The organism is Methylophaga thalassica MP (genome assembly GCF_000214595.1).
GTDB lineage: Bacteria > Pseudomonadota > Gammaproteobacteria > Nitrosococcales > Methylophagaceae > Methylophaga > Methylophaga thalassica.
In genome coordinates this window covers 520422-535760 of sequence record NZ_AFIG01000003.1, presented here as the reverse complement: position 1 = coordinate 535760, position 15339 = coordinate 520422, and the positions used below count along the sequence as shown (strand labels likewise).

Genomic DNA, 15339 nt, shown 5'->3' with positions numbered 1-15339 from the left:
ATGAAGCATTGGACAAACTGGCTGCCAGCTCGTAAGCCATCATTACCGTATGACTTACGCGAGTGGCTGACGGATAGCGGATCACTGACCAAGCGACTGCAATCGGTCAGTGAGCAAGCAGTGAATGTCGAGTTATTACATTATGACTGGCATACCGCTTTGCCTGAAGAAAGCCTATTTCTTCAGCAACCATTACGGCGTATTCAACTGGAGCGTGAGGTTTTATTGTGTGATGGTGACAGACCGGAAATTTATGCCCGAACGATTATTCCTCAATCCACCTATCAAGTCTTGCCGTCTCGGTTCGATAACCTAGGTACAAAACCATTAGGCCAGATGTTATTTGATGAGCCAACATTAAGCCGAAGTGATATTCAGGTCGCGTGTTTAACGTCGCAGCATTGGTTGTATCAATTAGCGACCGAGTGGTTGGACATACGTCCTGATATTTTATGGGCAAGACGGTCATGTTTTTACTTGAAAGGTAACCCAGTACTTGTGTGTGAAATATTTTTGCCATCAGAAAAATGGAGTCATGTGTGAGCAAGGTTCAACAACGTATCATGCCTTATATCCAGTTGATGCGACTGGACAGACCGATTGGCATTTTACTTTTGTTATGGCCAACATTATCGGCATTGTGGATTGCTGCTGAAGGCATGCCTGATCTCACGGTGTTAATCGTATTCATTTTAGGTGTGATTTTAATGCGTTCAGCAGGCTGTGCGATTAATGATTTTGCCGACAGGGAAATAGATGGCAGCGTCTGGCGAACACAAAACCGTCCTCTGGCGACGGGTGAGTTAACGGCCAGACAAGCGGTGTATGTCTTTATAGGCATGGCCTTGGTGGCCTTTATTCTGGTGTCCTTGCTGAATAGTTTGACCATCTGGTTATCGTTGGGTGGTGTCTTTCTGGCAGCGACTTACCCTTTCATGAAACGCTACACCTATTTCCCTCAGATTTATCTGGGCATGGCATTTGGTTGGGCGATTCCCATGACATTTGCAGCACAGACGAATACGGTTCCGGTGATGGCCTGGTTATTGTTTCTGGCTAATATTATCTGGACAACGATGTACGACACATTTTATGCGATGGCAGACAGGGAAGATGATCTGTTGGCTGGGGTCAAATCAACAGCCGTGTTATTTGGTGATGATGACCTGATTATTCAGGGCATTATGCAAGTCGCCTATATCGTGGTGATGGTATTAGTCGGCCTGCAATTAGAGATGAGCTTTATTTTTTATTTGGGGTTGTGTCTGGCTAGTGCCCTGTTTGTCTATCAACAGTTTTTGGCAAAAGACCGGCAGCCACAACGCTGTTTACAAGCATTTTTAAATAATAACTGGGTTGGATTGATTATTTTTATCAGTCTGGTCATTCATTACAGTATTGTGTCGGTGGGAAAATGAACGCGATATCAGAAATATCTTCTTCAAGTTTGCAGCAGCAAGCAGATGCTCTGGCAAGGGCAATGGATGATCTTAATCCCATGTTAAAGAAAATGCGTTTACTGGCTTCCAATGCAGTCAGTGCGGCTGCCAGGGCTGGTTCCGAAGGTGATGCCTTCCGTGTGCTAACCCAAGGTATTCAGGAATTAGGGCTGGAAATCAAACATGAAATTGATAATTCCAAAGAGCTATTGCTGGCACTCGCTGACAGTCAGTCAGAGGCTGAAAAGAAAAAACTCTTATTTGAAATCAAGTCAACATTGGAAGAATTACCAGCGGCAGTGGCCAAAGGCGATTATTTAGCTATTTATTGTTCTGTGGAAGCGGCGCATGCAGAGAGCCACGCGACACGATTTAATTCAGTTGCACAAATGTTGAAATCCTTGATTACGGATCTCAGAGAAGAGATTGTTAAGCAAAAAACACTAATAACGAATATGCTCGAAGAAGTTTAGTCATCACTATCGTTATTCATGGAGGAAAACGATGCGAATGATTCTGGTGTTTATCGCCATCATCATACCGACCGTCTGTTATCCCACATCGGTTTATCAATCACAGAATGAGCAGGGGCGGACTGTTTTTTCCGATCAGCCCTCTGACAATGCGACCTTAATATCAGTCAAGTCAAAACCCTACCGTTACCGCGTCAGTCTTAAACGAGTGATTGACGGAGATACCCTCGAATTACAATCAGGACAAGTCATTCGTTTACTGGGCATCAATACCCCTGAGGTCCAGAGCCGTTATCGGGATGGCGAAGCCGGTGGTGAGCAGGCGAAACAGTGGCTAAAAGAAATGTTAAGTCAGCCGGAGCTTTTTATTGAATATGATCAGCAACAGCGAGATAAATATGATCGTGCTTTAGCTCATTGTTTTTTGCCGGATGGCCGTTATTTAAATGCCATGCTGATTGAACAAGGGCTTGCCTCACTAACATTGATTCCACCTAATTTGCGATACAGCGATAAACTTATTGCTGCACAAAACAAAGCTGAGCAAGCTAAAAAAGCCCTCTGGGCTTTGTCTGACTATCGGGTAAAACGTCTTTCCGAGTTAAAAACAGGAAAGAACTACCGTGGCTGGCAGCGAATTAGGTTAAAACTCAAATCAATAAAATACGGCAAAAAGACGGTTTTTCTGGAAGCGAATACGCATTTCAGATTAGCGATCAAAAAGAAAGATATCGTCTATTTTGGAGATGTAAAAAATTACCTGAATCAAACGCTTGAAGTGCGTGGCTGGATTCGTCGACAGGGTAAACAGTTTTATATGAATGTCAGACACCCTTCAGCGATTATAAGCCAATAAATATTAGCGTTTTGGCCAGTATTTCTGCATCTCCAGAAATACAAAAGAGGCGGACCAGGTAATCATCACTAATCCTGTCAGTGATTCGAGTCCGGTTAAAAAGCGGACATAACCGGTCGGTTCGATATCGCCAAACCCCAGCGTGGTATAAGTAGTGAAAGAAAAATAACTGCAATCAAGCAAACTGGAATCAATATTTCCCATCAGCGTGCCGAAACCATCCGCCTGTATCATCAGATAATAAGCGATAGCAAATAGCCAAATCTCAACGATATGAGCCACCATAACCACCATCACCGAGAGTAAAACCCGATAACGATGAATAATATGCAAGGCAGGGAGGCGCTTAGCTAGCTGGTAAAGTGTCTCGTAGTGGATCAATATGGTGCTGACAAAAACAAAAGTATTAATGACAAACGTCGTAAGTAACATTTAACGTGCCTGTTTGATTTGATTTCGACCTGATAATTTGGCTGCATAAACAGCCTGATCAGCCGCTGCTATCAGTGATTTTGTGTCATGGATATGACCATATTGACCAAGTGTTGCCGAGCCAATAGAGAGAGTGGCGTGTATGGCTTTACCGGATGGAATAATAAATTCAGTTTTCTCGACGCGATGGCGAATTTGCTCTGCTATCAAAGCGGCGTCTTCGGCGCTGGTATCCGCTAATAAAATGACAAATTCTTCTCCACCATAACGAGCCAGCACATCACTATTACGCAGACGGTCATTGAGTAATTGTGACACTTGTTTGAGTACCGCATCACCCGCTTGATGGCCGTAGTGATCATTGATACGTTTAAAAAAATCTAAATCAATAAACAAGCAGGTTAATGGACTATTTACCCGCTTGGCCCGACTGACTTCTTCACTGATGCGTTGATCGAAGAAACGACGATTATTAATGCCTGTTAAAGGATCACGCAAGCCGACTAATTTAATATGTTCGTGTAAACGGGCATTTTCCAGACAGGCTGACATGACTGCGGCCAGATGTTCCAGAAATTGAGTGCCGATATGACTTTCAAAGCGATTCGGGTTGCGACTGCCTAAATTCAGACTGCCAATTAATACGTTATGTCTGATTAATGGCAGCAAGGCGATGGAACCGAGCTCAGCTTGATCAGGAAATAAAAAAGCGTGTTGATGAGGAGAGTAACGAATCAGGCGTGGTTTACGTAAGGGGCTGAAATATTGATTTAATAAATGGGCTGATTCAGTAAATATCAGTTTATCGAGCCAGGATGATTTGACGGGCTGCGCCTCGATCAAGCGCTGGAATTCATATTCCGGATCATGTAACAGCAAAGTCACATCAGTCAGCTGAAAACGTTCTTTATGTTCCTCAAGTACAATCCCTAACAGCTCATGAAGATTGTTACTGGCAAGAAGTGCCAGTTCATATTCCTGGAAATTGGTTTGTTTTCGCTCATTGCTTTTAGCGATGCGAAGCAGTTCATCCAAACGAGCTTGTAAGGTGGCGATATCTTGCATCCAAACGCCTTATGAGCCTAAGTGTGATTTAGTTAACACTAATAATGGCTTATTGCACGTGCAATTGTCCATACTTCTATTGTCTCTACGCCAGCTCGCTTTAATACACGTGCCGCTTCATGTGTGGTTGCACCGGATGTCATGACGTCATCGATAATAGCTACATGCTCAGGTACAAAAGAAGAATCATACTTAAAAGCTTGTCGCATATTTTTATGTCGTTGCTTGGCATTAAGTTGAGTCTGTGTTGCTGTTTTCTTGATGCGTTTCAGTAATTCTGGTCGACAGGGAATCTTCAATAACTGAGCGAGCGTATCGGCAAATAACAGAGATTGATTATAACCACGTTGTCGGAGTCGGCTCGGGTGCAGTGGTATGGGAAGTAACACATCCGGTGGTTTAACCAATCCGTGATGCAGAATAAATTCTCTGGCACAGATGTCTGCAAGCTGAATTTGCCGATGATATTTCAGTGCTGACATCATTCTGGGGACTGCCTGTTCATAGCGATATAGACTCAGGCTGGAATCCTGAATGGGTGGTTTTTTCAAACATTGTCCGCAAATCTGTCCTTGTTCTATGGGTATCGCGCAGTGAATACAACACTGTTGGATAACAGGTAATTCAGCGATGCAGCTCTCACATAGCGCTTGCCCTTCTGTTACCAAGCCGCAGAGTAAACACGGAATTGGAAATACTTTCCTGTATAATTGTTGCAATTGTTGTGTCAGTGAGAGCAGATTTGCCATGACATGACCTAATTTAATCCTTTAAATCAGTAAAGAGTCATCATGCCTGAGAATGTAGCAGAAACCCAAGCAACAATCCGCAACGACTGGAGCCAGCAAGAGGTTGAAGCCTTATTTGCCATGCCCTTTAACGACCTGATGTTTAAAGCACAAACTGTTCATCGTGCCAATTTTGATGCTAATGCGGTGCAGATTAGTACCTTATTAAGCATTAAAACCGGTGGTTGTGCCGAAGACTGTGGTTATTGCCCACAGAGTGCACATCACGAGTCAGCCGTAAAAGCTGAGCCTTTGATGCCGCTTGATGAAGTGATGAAATCAGCCAACGAAGCCAAACAAGCCGGTGCTAACCGTTTCTGTATGGGCGCGGCCTGGCGTAGTCTGAAAGACCGTGATCTGGAACGTGTCGCCGAAATGGTCGAGGGTGTGAAAAGTTTAGGTCTGGAGACCTGTGTCACATTGGGCATGCTGGAAGAGCACCAAGCGAAACGTTTAAAAGAAGCCGGTCTGGATTATTACAACCATAACCTGGATACCTCACCTGAATATTACGGTGAAATTATTACTACCCGTACTTATGAAGATCGTCTGAATACCCTAAGCCACGTTCGTGATGCCGGTATTAATGTATGTAGTGGCGGTATTGTGGGCATGGGCGAAGGTCGTCATGACCGTGCTGGTTTATTAATCAGCCTGGCTAATCTGCCAACCCAACCACAAAGTGTGCCTATCAATCTATTAGTTCAAGTTGAAGGTACACCATTAGATGGTGTTGATAATCTGGATCCTATCGAGTTTGTTCGCACTATTGCTGTCGCTCGTATCATGATGCCGAAATCATTTGTGCGTTTATCAGCCGGTCGTGAGCATATGACCGATGAGTTACAAGCGATGTGTTTCTTAGCTGGTGCTAATTCGATTTTCTACGGTGAAAAACTGTTAACCACTGACAATCCTGATACCAACCATGATCAGCAACTGTTCAAACGTTTAGGTATCACACCTTGGGTGGGTGAAGAAAAAACCGAAGAACACAGCTGTTCTTCAGCAGCATAACGTCTTTATTTTCGAGTGGCCAAACTCCCTTGGCATAATGAACTGACCGCCGCTTTAGCTGAACGCAAAGCGGCGGGGCGTTACCGGCAAAACCGGCTTCGTATCGGTGAGCAGGGCGTGCATATTCAACTTGGTGACAAAACTATTTTGTCATTTTGCAGCAATGATTATCTTGGATTGGCTGCCCATCCTGCTATCAAACAAGCATTTAAACAAGCGGTAGATAAAGAAGGTGTCGGTAGTGGCGCCGCACATTTATTAACCGGACACAGTTTTTATCATCAGGCTTTGGAAGAAAAGCTAGCCGACTTTACGGGTCAACAGCGCGTATTACTTTTTTCCACTGGTTATATGGCGAATCTGGGTGTGATTGATGGTCTGCTTACTCGCGGCGATGCCGTGATTCAGGACAAATGGAATCATGCTTCTCTACTGGACGGTGGCCGTCTCACCGATGCCGACCAGTTACGTTACCCTCACGCGGACATGAGTCTGTTACACAAACGACTCCATAACGCCGCCACAGCAAAACACCGACTCATTGTCAGTGATGGCTTATTCAGTATGGATGGTGATATCGCCCCATTACCCGAGATTATGGCGCTATCGGAACAGCACCGTGCAGCGGTATTGATTGATGATGCCCATGGTTTTGGTGTCATTGGTGAAGGTGGTCGCGGCACAGTATCTCATTATCAAATCGCAGCAGATAAAGCCCCCATTGTGGTGGGCACCTTAGGTAAAGCCATTGGTACTGGCGGTGCCTTTGTCGCCGCAGATGAACTGGTCATCGAAACCTTAATTCAGCAAGCACGCAGTTATGTGTACACCACAGCACAACCACCGGCGATTGCGGCTGCGACGCTGGTGAGTCTGGATCTGGTTGAAAAGGAACAATGGCGACGTGACCAACTTCAGCAGTTAATTCAGCAATTCAGACAAGGCGCTGAACAACTCGGCTTAGAACTAATGCCATCGATGACACCGATCCAGCCGGTGATTATCGGTGATGATAAAAAAGCGTTGGAAATAGGCGCGAGATTAGAAGAGCAAGGTATTTTAGTCGGTGTTATCCGGCCACCCACCGTGCCTAAAAATACGGCTAGATTGAGAATTACGTTTTCTGCTGCCCATACAGAACAGGATGTGGACAGACTGCTTGTTGCTCTGGAGCAGGCGTATGCACATTAACAGCATAGGCCAAGGGCCTGATTTAGTTCTGGTACATGGTTGGAGTATGCATAGTGGTGTCTGGCAACCACTCGTTGATTTATTGGTTAAACATTTTCGTTGTCATCTGGTTGATTTACCCGGACATGGTCAAAGTGATTGGCACGAAGGTGATTTTGAATTAAGCACCTTATTAGCCAAGCTAGCAGAGGCTTTACCAGAAAAGGCCATTTGGCTGGGCTGGTCATTAGGCGGGCAGGTGTCATTAGCTATGGCTAAACATTATCCTGATAACTTAAAAAAACTGATTATGCTGGCAAGTAATCCACGCTTCGTTCAAACAGATGATTGGCCTTGTGCGATGGCACCAGAAGTCTTTGACACATTTTCAGCCAGCTTAGCTGATGATCAACAACAGACCTTGCAACGTTTTATTATGCTGCAAGCGAAAGGCGCGAATCAGCCTCGACAAGTGATAAAACAATTAAGCGAACAACTGGCTCAACAGCATGAACCAGAACCAGATGCATTACAGGCAGGCTTAAAGTGTCTGGCTGAGTGGGATTTACGAGATGCGCTTGCCACTGTAAATTGCCCCACACAAATAATCATGGCAGAGAATGATCACCTCATTCCGCTGTCATTAGCAGAATACGCGCTGACATTGCAGCCAAAACTACGCATTGATGTGATGCCTGGCTTAGGTCATGCCCCTTTTATTTCCCAGCCTCAGCAATGCCAATTAGTGATAGAACAGTTTATCCATGAGTGAATATCGTCCCGATAAAAAAAGAGTGGCTCAGTCATTTTCTGCCGCCGCCGAGCATTATGATGATGTGGCAGTGTTACAAAGACAAACAGCCGATGAATTATTAGAGCGGCTGTCTTACATCACTATTGAACCTCAGACGATAGTGGATTTAGGGGCGGGGACGGGACGTAATTTATCGTTATTGCAAAAGCGCTATCCTCATGCCCAATTAGTCGCCGTCGATATCGCACCACAAATGTTAAAGCAGGCCGAAAAGCGTTATCGGCATGATCAAGGCATTAAACGCTGGTTACCGAAACAGCCACGTTTACAGGTATTGGCGGGGGATGCGGAAGCCATTCCCCTGGCTGATAACAGTGTCGATCTGATCTATGCCAATCTGGCATTACAGTGGTGTGATCCTAAACGTTGTTTCAGCGAGATCTTTCGGGTGCTAAAACCACAGGGACTATTGATGTTTACCAGCCTTGGCCCTGATACCTTGACGGAGTTGCGTCAGGCTTGGGCTGAAGTCGATAGCTATCCTCATGTGAATTTATTCTACGATATGCATGATGTGGGTGATGCCATGACAGCCAGCGGCTTAGCGGATTGTGTGCTGGATATGGAGCCTTACACATTAAGTTACAACGATGCAATGAGTGTGATGCGCGATCTAAAAATCCTTGGTGCACGTAATGTGAATGAAGGACGCCGTCGTGGCCTGACAGGCAAACAATTGATGCAAAAAGTGATTTCCTCGTATGAAACATTTCGCCAAGCTGACGGTTTACCGGCCAGTTATGAAGTCATTTTTGGTCATGCGTGGAAATTAGCTCAATCAGGTCAGTGCCGAGCTGATGATGACAGTGTTTATATTCCGATCAGTGAGATTAAACGATTATGACCAGCACACATTTTTTTGTGACAGGCACAGATACTGAAGTTGGGAAGACCTTCATCAGTGTCGGCTTGGTATCTCTACTGCAACAACAAGGCTATAAAACAGTTGGCATGAAGCCGATTGCCAGCGGTTGTGAGTGGTTAGATGGTCAGTGGAAAAATGAAGATGCACTCGCGTTAATCAAACAAAGCCAGACGGATTTAGCTTATTCACTGATCAATCCTTATGCCTTTGAACCGGCGATTGCTCCCCATATTGCGGCGGAGCGAGAGGGGGTAACACTCTCTATTGCCAACATTAAAGGCAACTATGAATTAATCGCTGAACAGGCAGACGCAGTCATTGTGGAAGGTGCGGGTGGCTGGTATGTACCACTAAACTCAGAAAGCACCATGGCCGATCTTGCTGTTGAACTTCAATTGCCAGTGATTTTGGTGGTGGCAATTAAACTAGGTTGTATTAATCATGCCTTATTAACCGTGGCAGCCATTGAACAACAAAGTCTCAAACTGGCTGGCTGGGTGGCGAATCATGTGGCTGAACAATCAGAATCAACTGAAATGATAGAGACCTTAACCAGCCGAATTAATGCCCCTTGCTTGGGAGTGATCCCTCATCTTAACAGTAATGAGTCGGCGGCCAGTTTCCTGCGACTACCTGAATAAAATCATTACCTGACTTCATAAAACCGCCTTTCCAAAATAAGTAATGTCAGGCACTATTTTTCACTGTTAGTTCAAAAAATTGGCCTCATAATTCAAAAGCAATAAATAAAAATTGATTAATAATCAATTTGTTATGTTTTTAAAAATGAATTATAAGGCCGCCCCTTTAATATTTATTATGAGGCCAGTGGCCTTATAAAACAGACTGTTAGATTTTACAAAAGGTAAACATGTCTAAAACAATTAACATTGAAAGCTTTGATTTTCCTGGTTTTAGCGGGGTCGAATCGAAATGTTCAGTCAGCTTGCTTTTTCCGGAAAATAAAGAAAATTGCGTTATAGTGGCTTGCACACAAAATAAGAATTACACAGGAACTTCAATAACCAACGGTTTTGAGATCATTCTGCAGAAGCTCTGTAAAGAAGGTTTGAATGGGATTTATGGAGAAGAGTTCAAGGAGTTATTAGCAAAGAACATTGCCCAAGAAAGTAGCTTTTTTGCAAAGTTGAAGTCATTGCTTAAGAGCAATACAAATGCATCACCTAATTACCCCGAATTATTTGAAAAGGGCATTCTAATTTGGTTAGAAATATATCCACCAGGAACAGGGATAGTAGATGACAGAATAACTATTCAAAGAGTTTACATTACTGAAGATGGCTCACCTGTTTGGAGCAACCTTTTAAGTAAGGAATACTTAGAAGAGAAGATTGGAGTGAAGTACGAAAGGATTGTTAAGAATGCCTTATAACCCTGATTATGAATGGGCTGTTCTTTTAGGACGTAGTTTGGTTAAGAAAGCCATTTCAAAGCTGGATGATGATGAGGCCGGAGATTCAAAAGAAGTTTCAGAGAGTTTTTTACAGGAAGAGGCGTTGAATAAATTGCGTGCTCTGCTGCCATCTTCAAATTTAAAAAACAAAGAGTTTTCTATTCGAGATGATTTAGGATTTGAAAGCTCGAAAAACCCATGTGCGGATATTGTTATTTTTAATCCATGGGAGAACCCAGAAAACAAAAATGTGTACACAATTGCTGAAATCAAGAGGAGCTATGAAAGATCGTCCAATAAGAAAGAAGTAATTCAGGACATAGCGAGACTTGCAGTATTGGCAAAGAGAAGAAGCGTTTCAACATATCTATTTTTGTGTGGTCGTGACGTTAATATATCTAAGTTGTTCAATACATCAGTCAATAAGTATATAAGCCAAGATTCAATTAGCCCTGCTATACAGGTTGGCAGCAAGGTTCTTTTTGACGACCTAGATTCAAGTTACATAGATGCTTTAACTAAAGCTGGTGTAAAGAAAGTAAAAACAAAACTACTTCAGCCATTTAGTCTTGATGGGTACTCGTCTTATGTGTGGAGAGTGCAAAGCCAAGAAGATGAAACAATTAGAGATAAAATTACTTGCTGGATATATGAGTCAAAAATCTAACAAGGCCAAGCACAATCGTGCAATGCAAAAAGCGCATTGCACTGGACCTCGCTTCGCTCGGCCTGGAATCAATAGCAGAATCAATAGGGTCAGAGTATTTGATTTTAAATAAAGGGATTAAATTAATTCGATAGTTATTCAAGCAAGGATTGCTTATGGCACGTTTACCAAGATTGTTTATCAAAGGTTGTCCCCAGCATCTCATTCAACGGGGTAACAATCGTCAAGCTATTTTCTTTTCTGATGAAGATTACACCGTCTATTTAGCTAAACTCAAAGACTTCTCCGAGCAGTATGAAGTTAAAGTACATGCCTATGTGTTAATGACAAATCATGTTCATTTATTAGTTTCGACCGAACATGAGGGTGCCATCAGTAAGATGATGCAATCGATAGGGCGTTATTATGTTTTATACATTAATAAAAATTATCAACGAACAGGCACTTTGTGGGAAGGACGGTATAGATCAACAATTGTCGATAGTGATAATTATTTATTAACTGTAATGCGGTATATTGAGATGAATCCTGTGAGAGCAGGTATGGTAGAGCATCCAGCAGAATACCCTTGGTCAAGTTATCAAGCTAATGGAGTTGGGAAAGTTATCGAGTTGCTCACGCCACATGAACGCTATATAAAATTAGGTAAGAGCAATGTTGAAAGGCTTGAACGGTATGTTGGTTTGTTTGATGACTTCATCTCAGACAATACTTTAGAGTTGATTAGAACGGCAACTAATAAAGCATGGGTTTTGGGTAGTGACCGTTTCAAGCGAGAAATTGAAACTCAGGTTAATAGACGAATAGAGCCAACTAATCGTGGTGGTGACAGAAAATCGGAGAAATTTCGTGAGCAGGCCAAAAATCAAACACTCTGACCCTATTGATTATGACCCTATTGATTAAACACTCTGACCCTATTGATTTTTTGATTCTAAATTAAAGAGAATATATGGATATTAGAATACAAGCGGTAGTGATTTCGTCAGTAGTAGCAGTGTTTTTGTTATTCATAAGAGACTTTCTTCTTCCGAAGTTGAAAGCAACAAAAGAAGAGAAAAAACAAAAGATTGAAATCTACAAAAAGTATGCTGAACCACTAGGGAAGTCTGCTGAGAGCATATTTTGGAGATTGAATGAAATCTTTTCTAACGGTACAAAGTCAAAGTTTTTGGAACGAGGAAAAGTTATAACAGACTTCGATAATTACAAGTATATCAGTACTTTATATCGTCTAGGGGCGCTGTTAGGTTGGATAACTGCTATTAAAAAAGAGCAGTCATATATTAGAGCAAGTAATGATGGTGATAGTAAGAAACTCTCAGGGTCACTCCACAAACTAGAAAAGTCACTAGCTGATGGACCTCATACTGAAGAAAATAGAGCAAGATATTTGTGCGAGATTTGGAGTATCGAGGTGCCAGAAGGTGAATTAATGGCACTAGGTTCTGAAATATCACGTATTGTTAAGCATGAGCTAAAAGTTAGCGAGGTTCAGTTAATTAGTGATCTATCTGCAGACCGAAATCTAGAAGTTGCTCGAAAATGTGCAGATTATTTATGTGATTCTCTCAACATAGATAGAATTGCAGATGAAAAATTGAGAGCTACACAGTTCGATGTAGCAAAGAGATTGGCTATTAGAGAAGCGTGGATATATCGCGATTGGCAAACAGGCATTGGTGAGTTGATGCTAGTCAAATCTGAGTCTAAGAGTCGTACTTTTGATGTGATTGGCTATAAAGAATTTGAAGCCATGTTTGAAAGTGAAGAACCTGAACAACAAAAGTGGATTAAAAGGCTTAGTAAATTATTTGATGGTGTCGCTGTAAATAATGTTGATGCCAATGATATGCGTATTGAGCAATTGAAAAAGACGTATAAATCTATTGCCAATCTGATACTCATAATTGATGAGTCGGAAGTCGATTTAGGTTTGTTGGGTACAGAGACAATAGATATGGCTAAGTCTATATGTTCAGAAGCTTAACAAGAGCAAGCATCAGACTAGCTAATCGTTTAGGCACTTGGTTAACTGCTGGTGCGAGCGTTATACGAAATGTTAAATATCATGGTTCTGCTCAGAAAAGCCTTCATCGGCGACAGCTAATCTAACGAAGATAGAATAATGATTTACGTTTATTGGCGATTAAAAAAACGCTTTTAAACAGTTTCCGTGAGTTTTTCGCTCTTGAATGTTATTCAATAAAAACAAACTAGTTTTTATAACTATCGTCTTCAAAGTCATCGAGGCTATCGTAGTAGATGATAGCCAGATACTGAATCGGCATTTTTAGTTTTGTTTCCGGTCGGTGGGGCTGTTCTGCATGAAATGTCAGAGAATCGCCAGGTTCCAGAATAAAACGCTCATCACCTACGGTGTATTCCAGTTTACCTTCCAACATATAAATGAATTCGGTGCCGGCATGTTCAAACGGATCAAACACTTCACTTTCTTCATTTAAGGTAATCAAAAACGGTTCAAACAGTTTTTTCGGACCGGTGTCATACGCCAGTAAATGGTATGTGTGACCACTTTTGGTGCCACGGCGAACCACTTCCATTCCTTCGCCATTCTTCACATATTGAGCACCACCCATGGGCGTGTCGTAATCATGAAATAACCGCGAAAGCTTTACACCCAGAGCATTAGCAAGATGTTCCAGTTTTTCCAGGCTGGGCGAGGTCAGTCCGTTCTCGATCTTACTCAGCATGCCGCGGCTGACATTGGCTCGCATAGCGACATCCGCAATCGTTAATCCATTTTCAGTACGAATATGGCGCAGCGTATTTCCCAGGTGTTTATCTAACGACTGATGTGTCGCAGTTTCAGTCGTCACGATCGTTTGCTGTTTGCTCACGGCAAGAATACTCCGTCTTCTTTAAGGCTGTTTTGCCTGATTATACCTGAGGTTTTTTTATTTATCCGCACTAAATGTTTCCTATTGTGAAAAAAAGTTTACAAGGCTATTGACATGTTTTTTTCGACATGAGTAAATAGAACCATGTTTCATCACATGAAATATTGTTTACCTAGTTAGAGGTAGATTCGCATACTACTTAAGTAGTATTGAGCATTATGAGTGGAGGTTAAGAATGCCATTAGGGCTATTAAAATATGGTCTGAGTAGTGAACACCCGGCACCACGTTTTTTTAGGGACTGTACCGAGCCTAAGAAATCGTACGATGCCGTGATTATCGGTGGCGGCGGACATGGTTTGGCTGCGGCGTATTACTTAGCGAAAGACTATGGCATTACCAATGTAGCAGTATTAGAGAAAGGTTATATTGGTGGCGGTAACACGGGCCGTAATACCACTATCGTACGTTCAAATTACCTGACACCGGAAGGGGTTAACTTCTATGATGCCAGCGTTAAATTGTACGAAGATTTATCAGAAGAATTAGACCTGAACCTGTTTTATTCAACTCGTGGGCACTTCACTTTAGCTCACACAGAATCAGCAATGAGAACCATGCGCTGGCGTGCAGAAGTGAATAAACATGTTGGGGTTGAGAGTTATGTCGTTGGTCCTGAGGAGATATCCAAAGCCTGTCCGCAATTGGATATCTCCTGCAGTGGCCAAGCACCTATCCTGGGCGCTTTATATCATGCACCAGGCTCTGTGGCTCGTCATGATGCCGTGGCATGGGGTTATGCCAAAGAAGCGGATCGCATGGGTGTTGAAATATTCCAAATGACGGAAGTCACGGGTATTGATACTAAAGGCGGCAAAGTCGTTGGTGTAAACACATCTAAAGGCTATATCAGCACAAATCGTGTTCTATCTGCAGTGGCAGGTTTTACACCACGCATCACTGAGATGGTGGATTTGAAAACACCGATAGTGATTCATCCCCTGCAAGCTTGCGTATCAGAACCGATGAAGCCCTGGCTCGATACCATTTTAGTTTCCGGTAGTTTGCATGTGTACGTGAGTCAATCGTCTCGTGGTGAACTGGTCATGGGGTCATCACTGGATCCTTATGAATTCCATTCAACACGTTCATCACTGGATTTCGTGGAAGGACTCACCACACATATCACCGATATGTTCCCGTTTTTATCGAATGTCAAAGTGGTACGCCAATGGGCGGGTATGGCTGACATCACGCCTGACTTTGCACCGATTATGGGTAAAACACCACTAGAAGGGTTTTATCTGGATGCCGGATGGGGCACATGGGGATTTAAAGCCACGCCAATCAGTGGCAAAACCATGGCCGAGACAATAGCCAAAGATATGGCTCCTGATCTTATTAAATCATTCCGTTTATCACGTTTTGAAGACTATGAGCTGACCGGTGAAAAAGGCGCAGCTTCAGTTGGTCACTAAG

General features: G+C 42.9%; 18 protein-coding genes. 14 read left to right on the top strand and 4 right to left on the bottom strand.

What is annotated here, in order from left to right; translation table 11 throughout:
• The 4 genes from MAMP_RS14155 to MAMP_RS14140 are packed head-to-tail and all read left to right on the top strand — an operon-like array spanning position 1 to position 2768.
• Positions 1-543 carry a chorismate--pyruvate lyase family protein gene (locus MAMP_RS14155; protein ID WP_007146774.1) on the top strand — a complete coding sequence of 181 codons (543 nt, stop codon included), beginning with the start codon at positions 1-3 and terminating at the stop codon, positions 541-543.
• Positions 540-1418: a 4-hydroxybenzoate octaprenyltransferase gene (gene ubiA / locus MAMP_RS14150; protein WP_007146773.1), complete on the top strand. Its 879-nt coding sequence runs from the start codon at positions 540-542 to the stop codon at positions 1416-1418. Before MAMP_RS14155 ends, ubiA begins: the two co-directional genes overlap by 4 nt.
• Positions 1415-1912, top strand: a complete 498-nt coding sequence (locus MAMP_RS14145) for a hypothetical protein (protein WP_007146772.1) — start codon at positions 1415-1417, stop codon at positions 1910-1912. The genes ubiA and MAMP_RS14145 overlap by 4 nt, the downstream gene beginning before the upstream one ends.
• Before the next feature lie 31 nt (positions 1913-1943).
• Positions 1944-2768, top strand: a complete 825-nt coding sequence (locus MAMP_RS14140) for a thermonuclease family protein (RefSeq protein ID WP_040576624.1) — start codon at positions 1944-1946, stop codon at positions 2766-2768.
• A gap of 3 nt (positions 2769-2771) precedes the next feature.
• Here the strand turns inward: MAMP_RS14140 and MAMP_RS14135 are convergent, their stop codons facing one another.
• The 3 genes from MAMP_RS14135 to MAMP_RS14125 are packed head-to-tail and all read right to left on the bottom strand — an operon-like array spanning position 2772 to position 5014.
• Entirely contained in the window at positions 2772-3200 is a 429-nt protein-coding gene (locus MAMP_RS14135; RefSeq protein WP_007146770.1) for a potassium channel family protein, read from the bottom strand.
• Positions 3201-4265 carry a GGDEF domain-containing protein gene (locus tag MAMP_RS14130; RefSeq protein ID WP_007146769.1) on the bottom strand — a complete coding sequence of 355 codons (1065 nt, stop codon included), beginning with the start codon at positions 4263-4265 and terminating at the stop codon, positions 3201-3203.
• Between the two features lie 38 nt (positions 4266-4303).
• A complete protein-coding gene (locus MAMP_RS14125; protein ID WP_007146768.1) occupies positions 4304-5014 on the bottom strand; it encodes a ComF family protein in 711 nt (236 codons plus the stop codon).
• Between the two features lie 42 nt (positions 5015-5056).
• Between MAMP_RS14125 and bioB the strand changes: the two genes are divergently transcribed.
• The 9 genes from bioB (at position 5057) to MAMP_RS14080 (ending at position 12990) form a co-directional block, all read left to right on the top strand.
• On the top strand, positions 5057-6070 hold the full coding sequence (bioB, locus tag MAMP_RS14120; protein WP_007146767.1) for a biotin synthase BioB: 1014 nt from the start codon (positions 5057-5059) through the stop codon (positions 6068-6070).
• Positions 6071-6085: 15 nt separating this feature from the next.
• Positions 6086-7261, top strand: a complete 1176-nt coding sequence (bioF, locus tag MAMP_RS14115; RefSeq protein WP_007146766.1) for an 8-amino-7-oxononanoate synthase — start codon at positions 6086-6088, stop codon at positions 7259-7261.
• Positions 7251-8012, top strand: a complete 762-nt coding sequence (gene bioH / locus MAMP_RS14110) for a pimeloyl-ACP methyl ester esterase BioH (protein WP_007146765.1) — start codon at positions 7251-7253, stop codon at positions 8010-8012. The genes bioF and bioH overlap by 11 nt, the downstream gene beginning before the upstream one ends.
• Entirely contained in the window at positions 8005-8898 is an 894-nt protein-coding gene (gene bioC / locus MAMP_RS14105; protein WP_007146764.1) for a malonyl-ACP O-methyltransferase BioC, read from the top strand. The genes bioH and bioC overlap by 8 nt, the downstream gene beginning before the upstream one ends.
• Positions 8895-9560 (top strand): dethiobiotin synthase, encoded by a 666-nt coding sequence (gene bioD, locus MAMP_RS14100; protein ID WP_007146763.1) that lies wholly within the window; start codon positions 8895-8897, stop codon positions 9558-9560. Before bioC ends, bioD begins: the two co-directional genes overlap by 4 nt.
• Before the next feature lie 230 nt (positions 9561-9790).
• Positions 9791-10312 (top strand): hypothetical protein, encoded by a 522-nt coding sequence (locus tag MAMP_RS14095; RefSeq protein WP_040576623.1) that lies wholly within the window; start codon positions 9791-9793, stop codon positions 10310-10312.
• Positions 10302-11000, top strand: coding sequence for a hypothetical protein (locus MAMP_RS14090; protein WP_007146762.1), 699 nt, complete (start codon positions 10302-10304; stop codon positions 10998-11000). The genes MAMP_RS14095 and MAMP_RS14090 overlap by 11 nt, the downstream gene beginning before the upstream one ends.
• 155 nt (positions 11001-11155) lie before the next feature.
• Positions 11156-11878: an REP-associated tyrosine transposase gene (locus tag MAMP_RS14085; protein WP_007146761.1), complete on the top strand. Its 723-nt coding sequence runs from the start codon at positions 11156-11158 to the stop codon at positions 11876-11878.
• 74 nt (positions 11879-11952) lie between these two features.
• On the top strand, positions 11953-12990 hold the full coding sequence (locus MAMP_RS14080) for a hypothetical protein (protein ID WP_007146760.1): 1038 nt from the start codon (positions 11953-11955) through the stop codon (positions 12988-12990).
• Between the two features lie 226 nt (positions 12991-13216).
• On the opposite strand, the gene MAMP_RS14075 is transcribed toward MAMP_RS14080, so the two are convergent.
• Positions 13217-13861, bottom strand: coding sequence for a helix-turn-helix domain-containing protein (locus MAMP_RS14075; protein WP_007146759.1), 645 nt, complete (start codon positions 13859-13861; stop codon positions 13217-13219).
• Positions 13862-14096: 235 nt separating this feature from the next.
• Here MAMP_RS14075 and MAMP_RS14070 point away from each other — a divergent pair, with 235 nt between their 5' ends.
• A complete protein-coding gene (locus MAMP_RS14070; RefSeq protein WP_007146758.1) occupies positions 14097-15338 on the top strand; it encodes an FAD-dependent oxidoreductase in 1242 nt (413 codons plus the stop codon).
• Position 15339: the final 1 nt, after the last annotated feature.

What these genes read in the sequence shown, in the direction of transcription:
- MAMP_RS14155 (WP_007146774.1), top strand. Translation starts at nt 1, where the DNA reads ATGAAGCATTGGACAAACTGGCTGCCAGCTCGTAAGCCATCATTACCG.
- MAMP_RS14145 (WP_007146772.1), top strand. Translation starts at nt 1,415, where the DNA reads ATGAACGCGATATCAGAAATATCTTCTTCAAGTTTGCAGCAGCAAGCA.
- MAMP_RS14140 (WP_040576624.1), top strand. Translation starts at nt 1,944, where the DNA reads ATGCGAATGATTCTGGTGTTTATCGCCATCATCATACCGACCGTCTGT.
- MAMP_RS14135 (WP_007146770.1), bottom strand. Translation starts at nt 3,200, where the DNA reads ATGTTACTTACGACGTTTGTCATTAATACTTTTGTTTTTGTCAGCACC.
- MAMP_RS14130 (WP_007146769.1), bottom strand. Translation starts at nt 4,265, where the DNA reads ATGCAAGATATCGCCACCTTACAAGCTCGTTTGGATGAACTGCTTCGC.
- MAMP_RS14125 (WP_007146768.1), bottom strand. Translation starts at nt 5,014, where the DNA reads ATGGCAAATCTGCTCTCACTGACACAACAATTGCAACAATTATACAGG.
- bioB (WP_007146767.1), top strand. Translation starts at nt 5,057, where the DNA reads ATGCCTGAGAATGTAGCAGAAACCCAAGCAACAATCCGCAACGACTGG.
- bioH (WP_007146765.1), top strand. Translation starts at nt 7,251, where the DNA reads ATGCACATTAACAGCATAGGCCAAGGGCCTGATTTAGTTCTGGTACAT.
- bioC (WP_007146764.1), top strand. Translation starts at nt 8,005, where the DNA reads ATGAGTGAATATCGTCCCGATAAAAAAAGAGTGGCTCAGTCATTTTCT.
- bioD (WP_007146763.1), top strand. Translation starts at nt 8,895, where the DNA reads ATGACCAGCACACATTTTTTTGTGACAGGCACAGATACTGAAGTTGGG.
- MAMP_RS14095 (WP_040576623.1), top strand. Translation starts at nt 9,791, where the DNA reads ATGTCTAAAACAATTAACATTGAAAGCTTTGATTTTCCTGGTTTTAGC.
- MAMP_RS14090 (WP_007146762.1), top strand. Translation starts at nt 10,302, where the DNA reads ATGCCTTATAACCCTGATTATGAATGGGCTGTTCTTTTAGGACGTAGT.
- MAMP_RS14085 (WP_007146761.1), top strand. Translation starts at nt 11,156, where the DNA reads ATGGCACGTTTACCAAGATTGTTTATCAAAGGTTGTCCCCAGCATCTC.
- MAMP_RS14080 (WP_007146760.1), top strand. Translation starts at nt 11,953, where the DNA reads ATGGATATTAGAATACAAGCGGTAGTGATTTCGTCAGTAGTAGCAGTG.
- MAMP_RS14070 (WP_007146758.1), top strand. Translation starts at nt 14,097, where the DNA reads ATGCCATTAGGGCTATTAAAATATGGTCTGAGTAGTGAACACCCGGCA.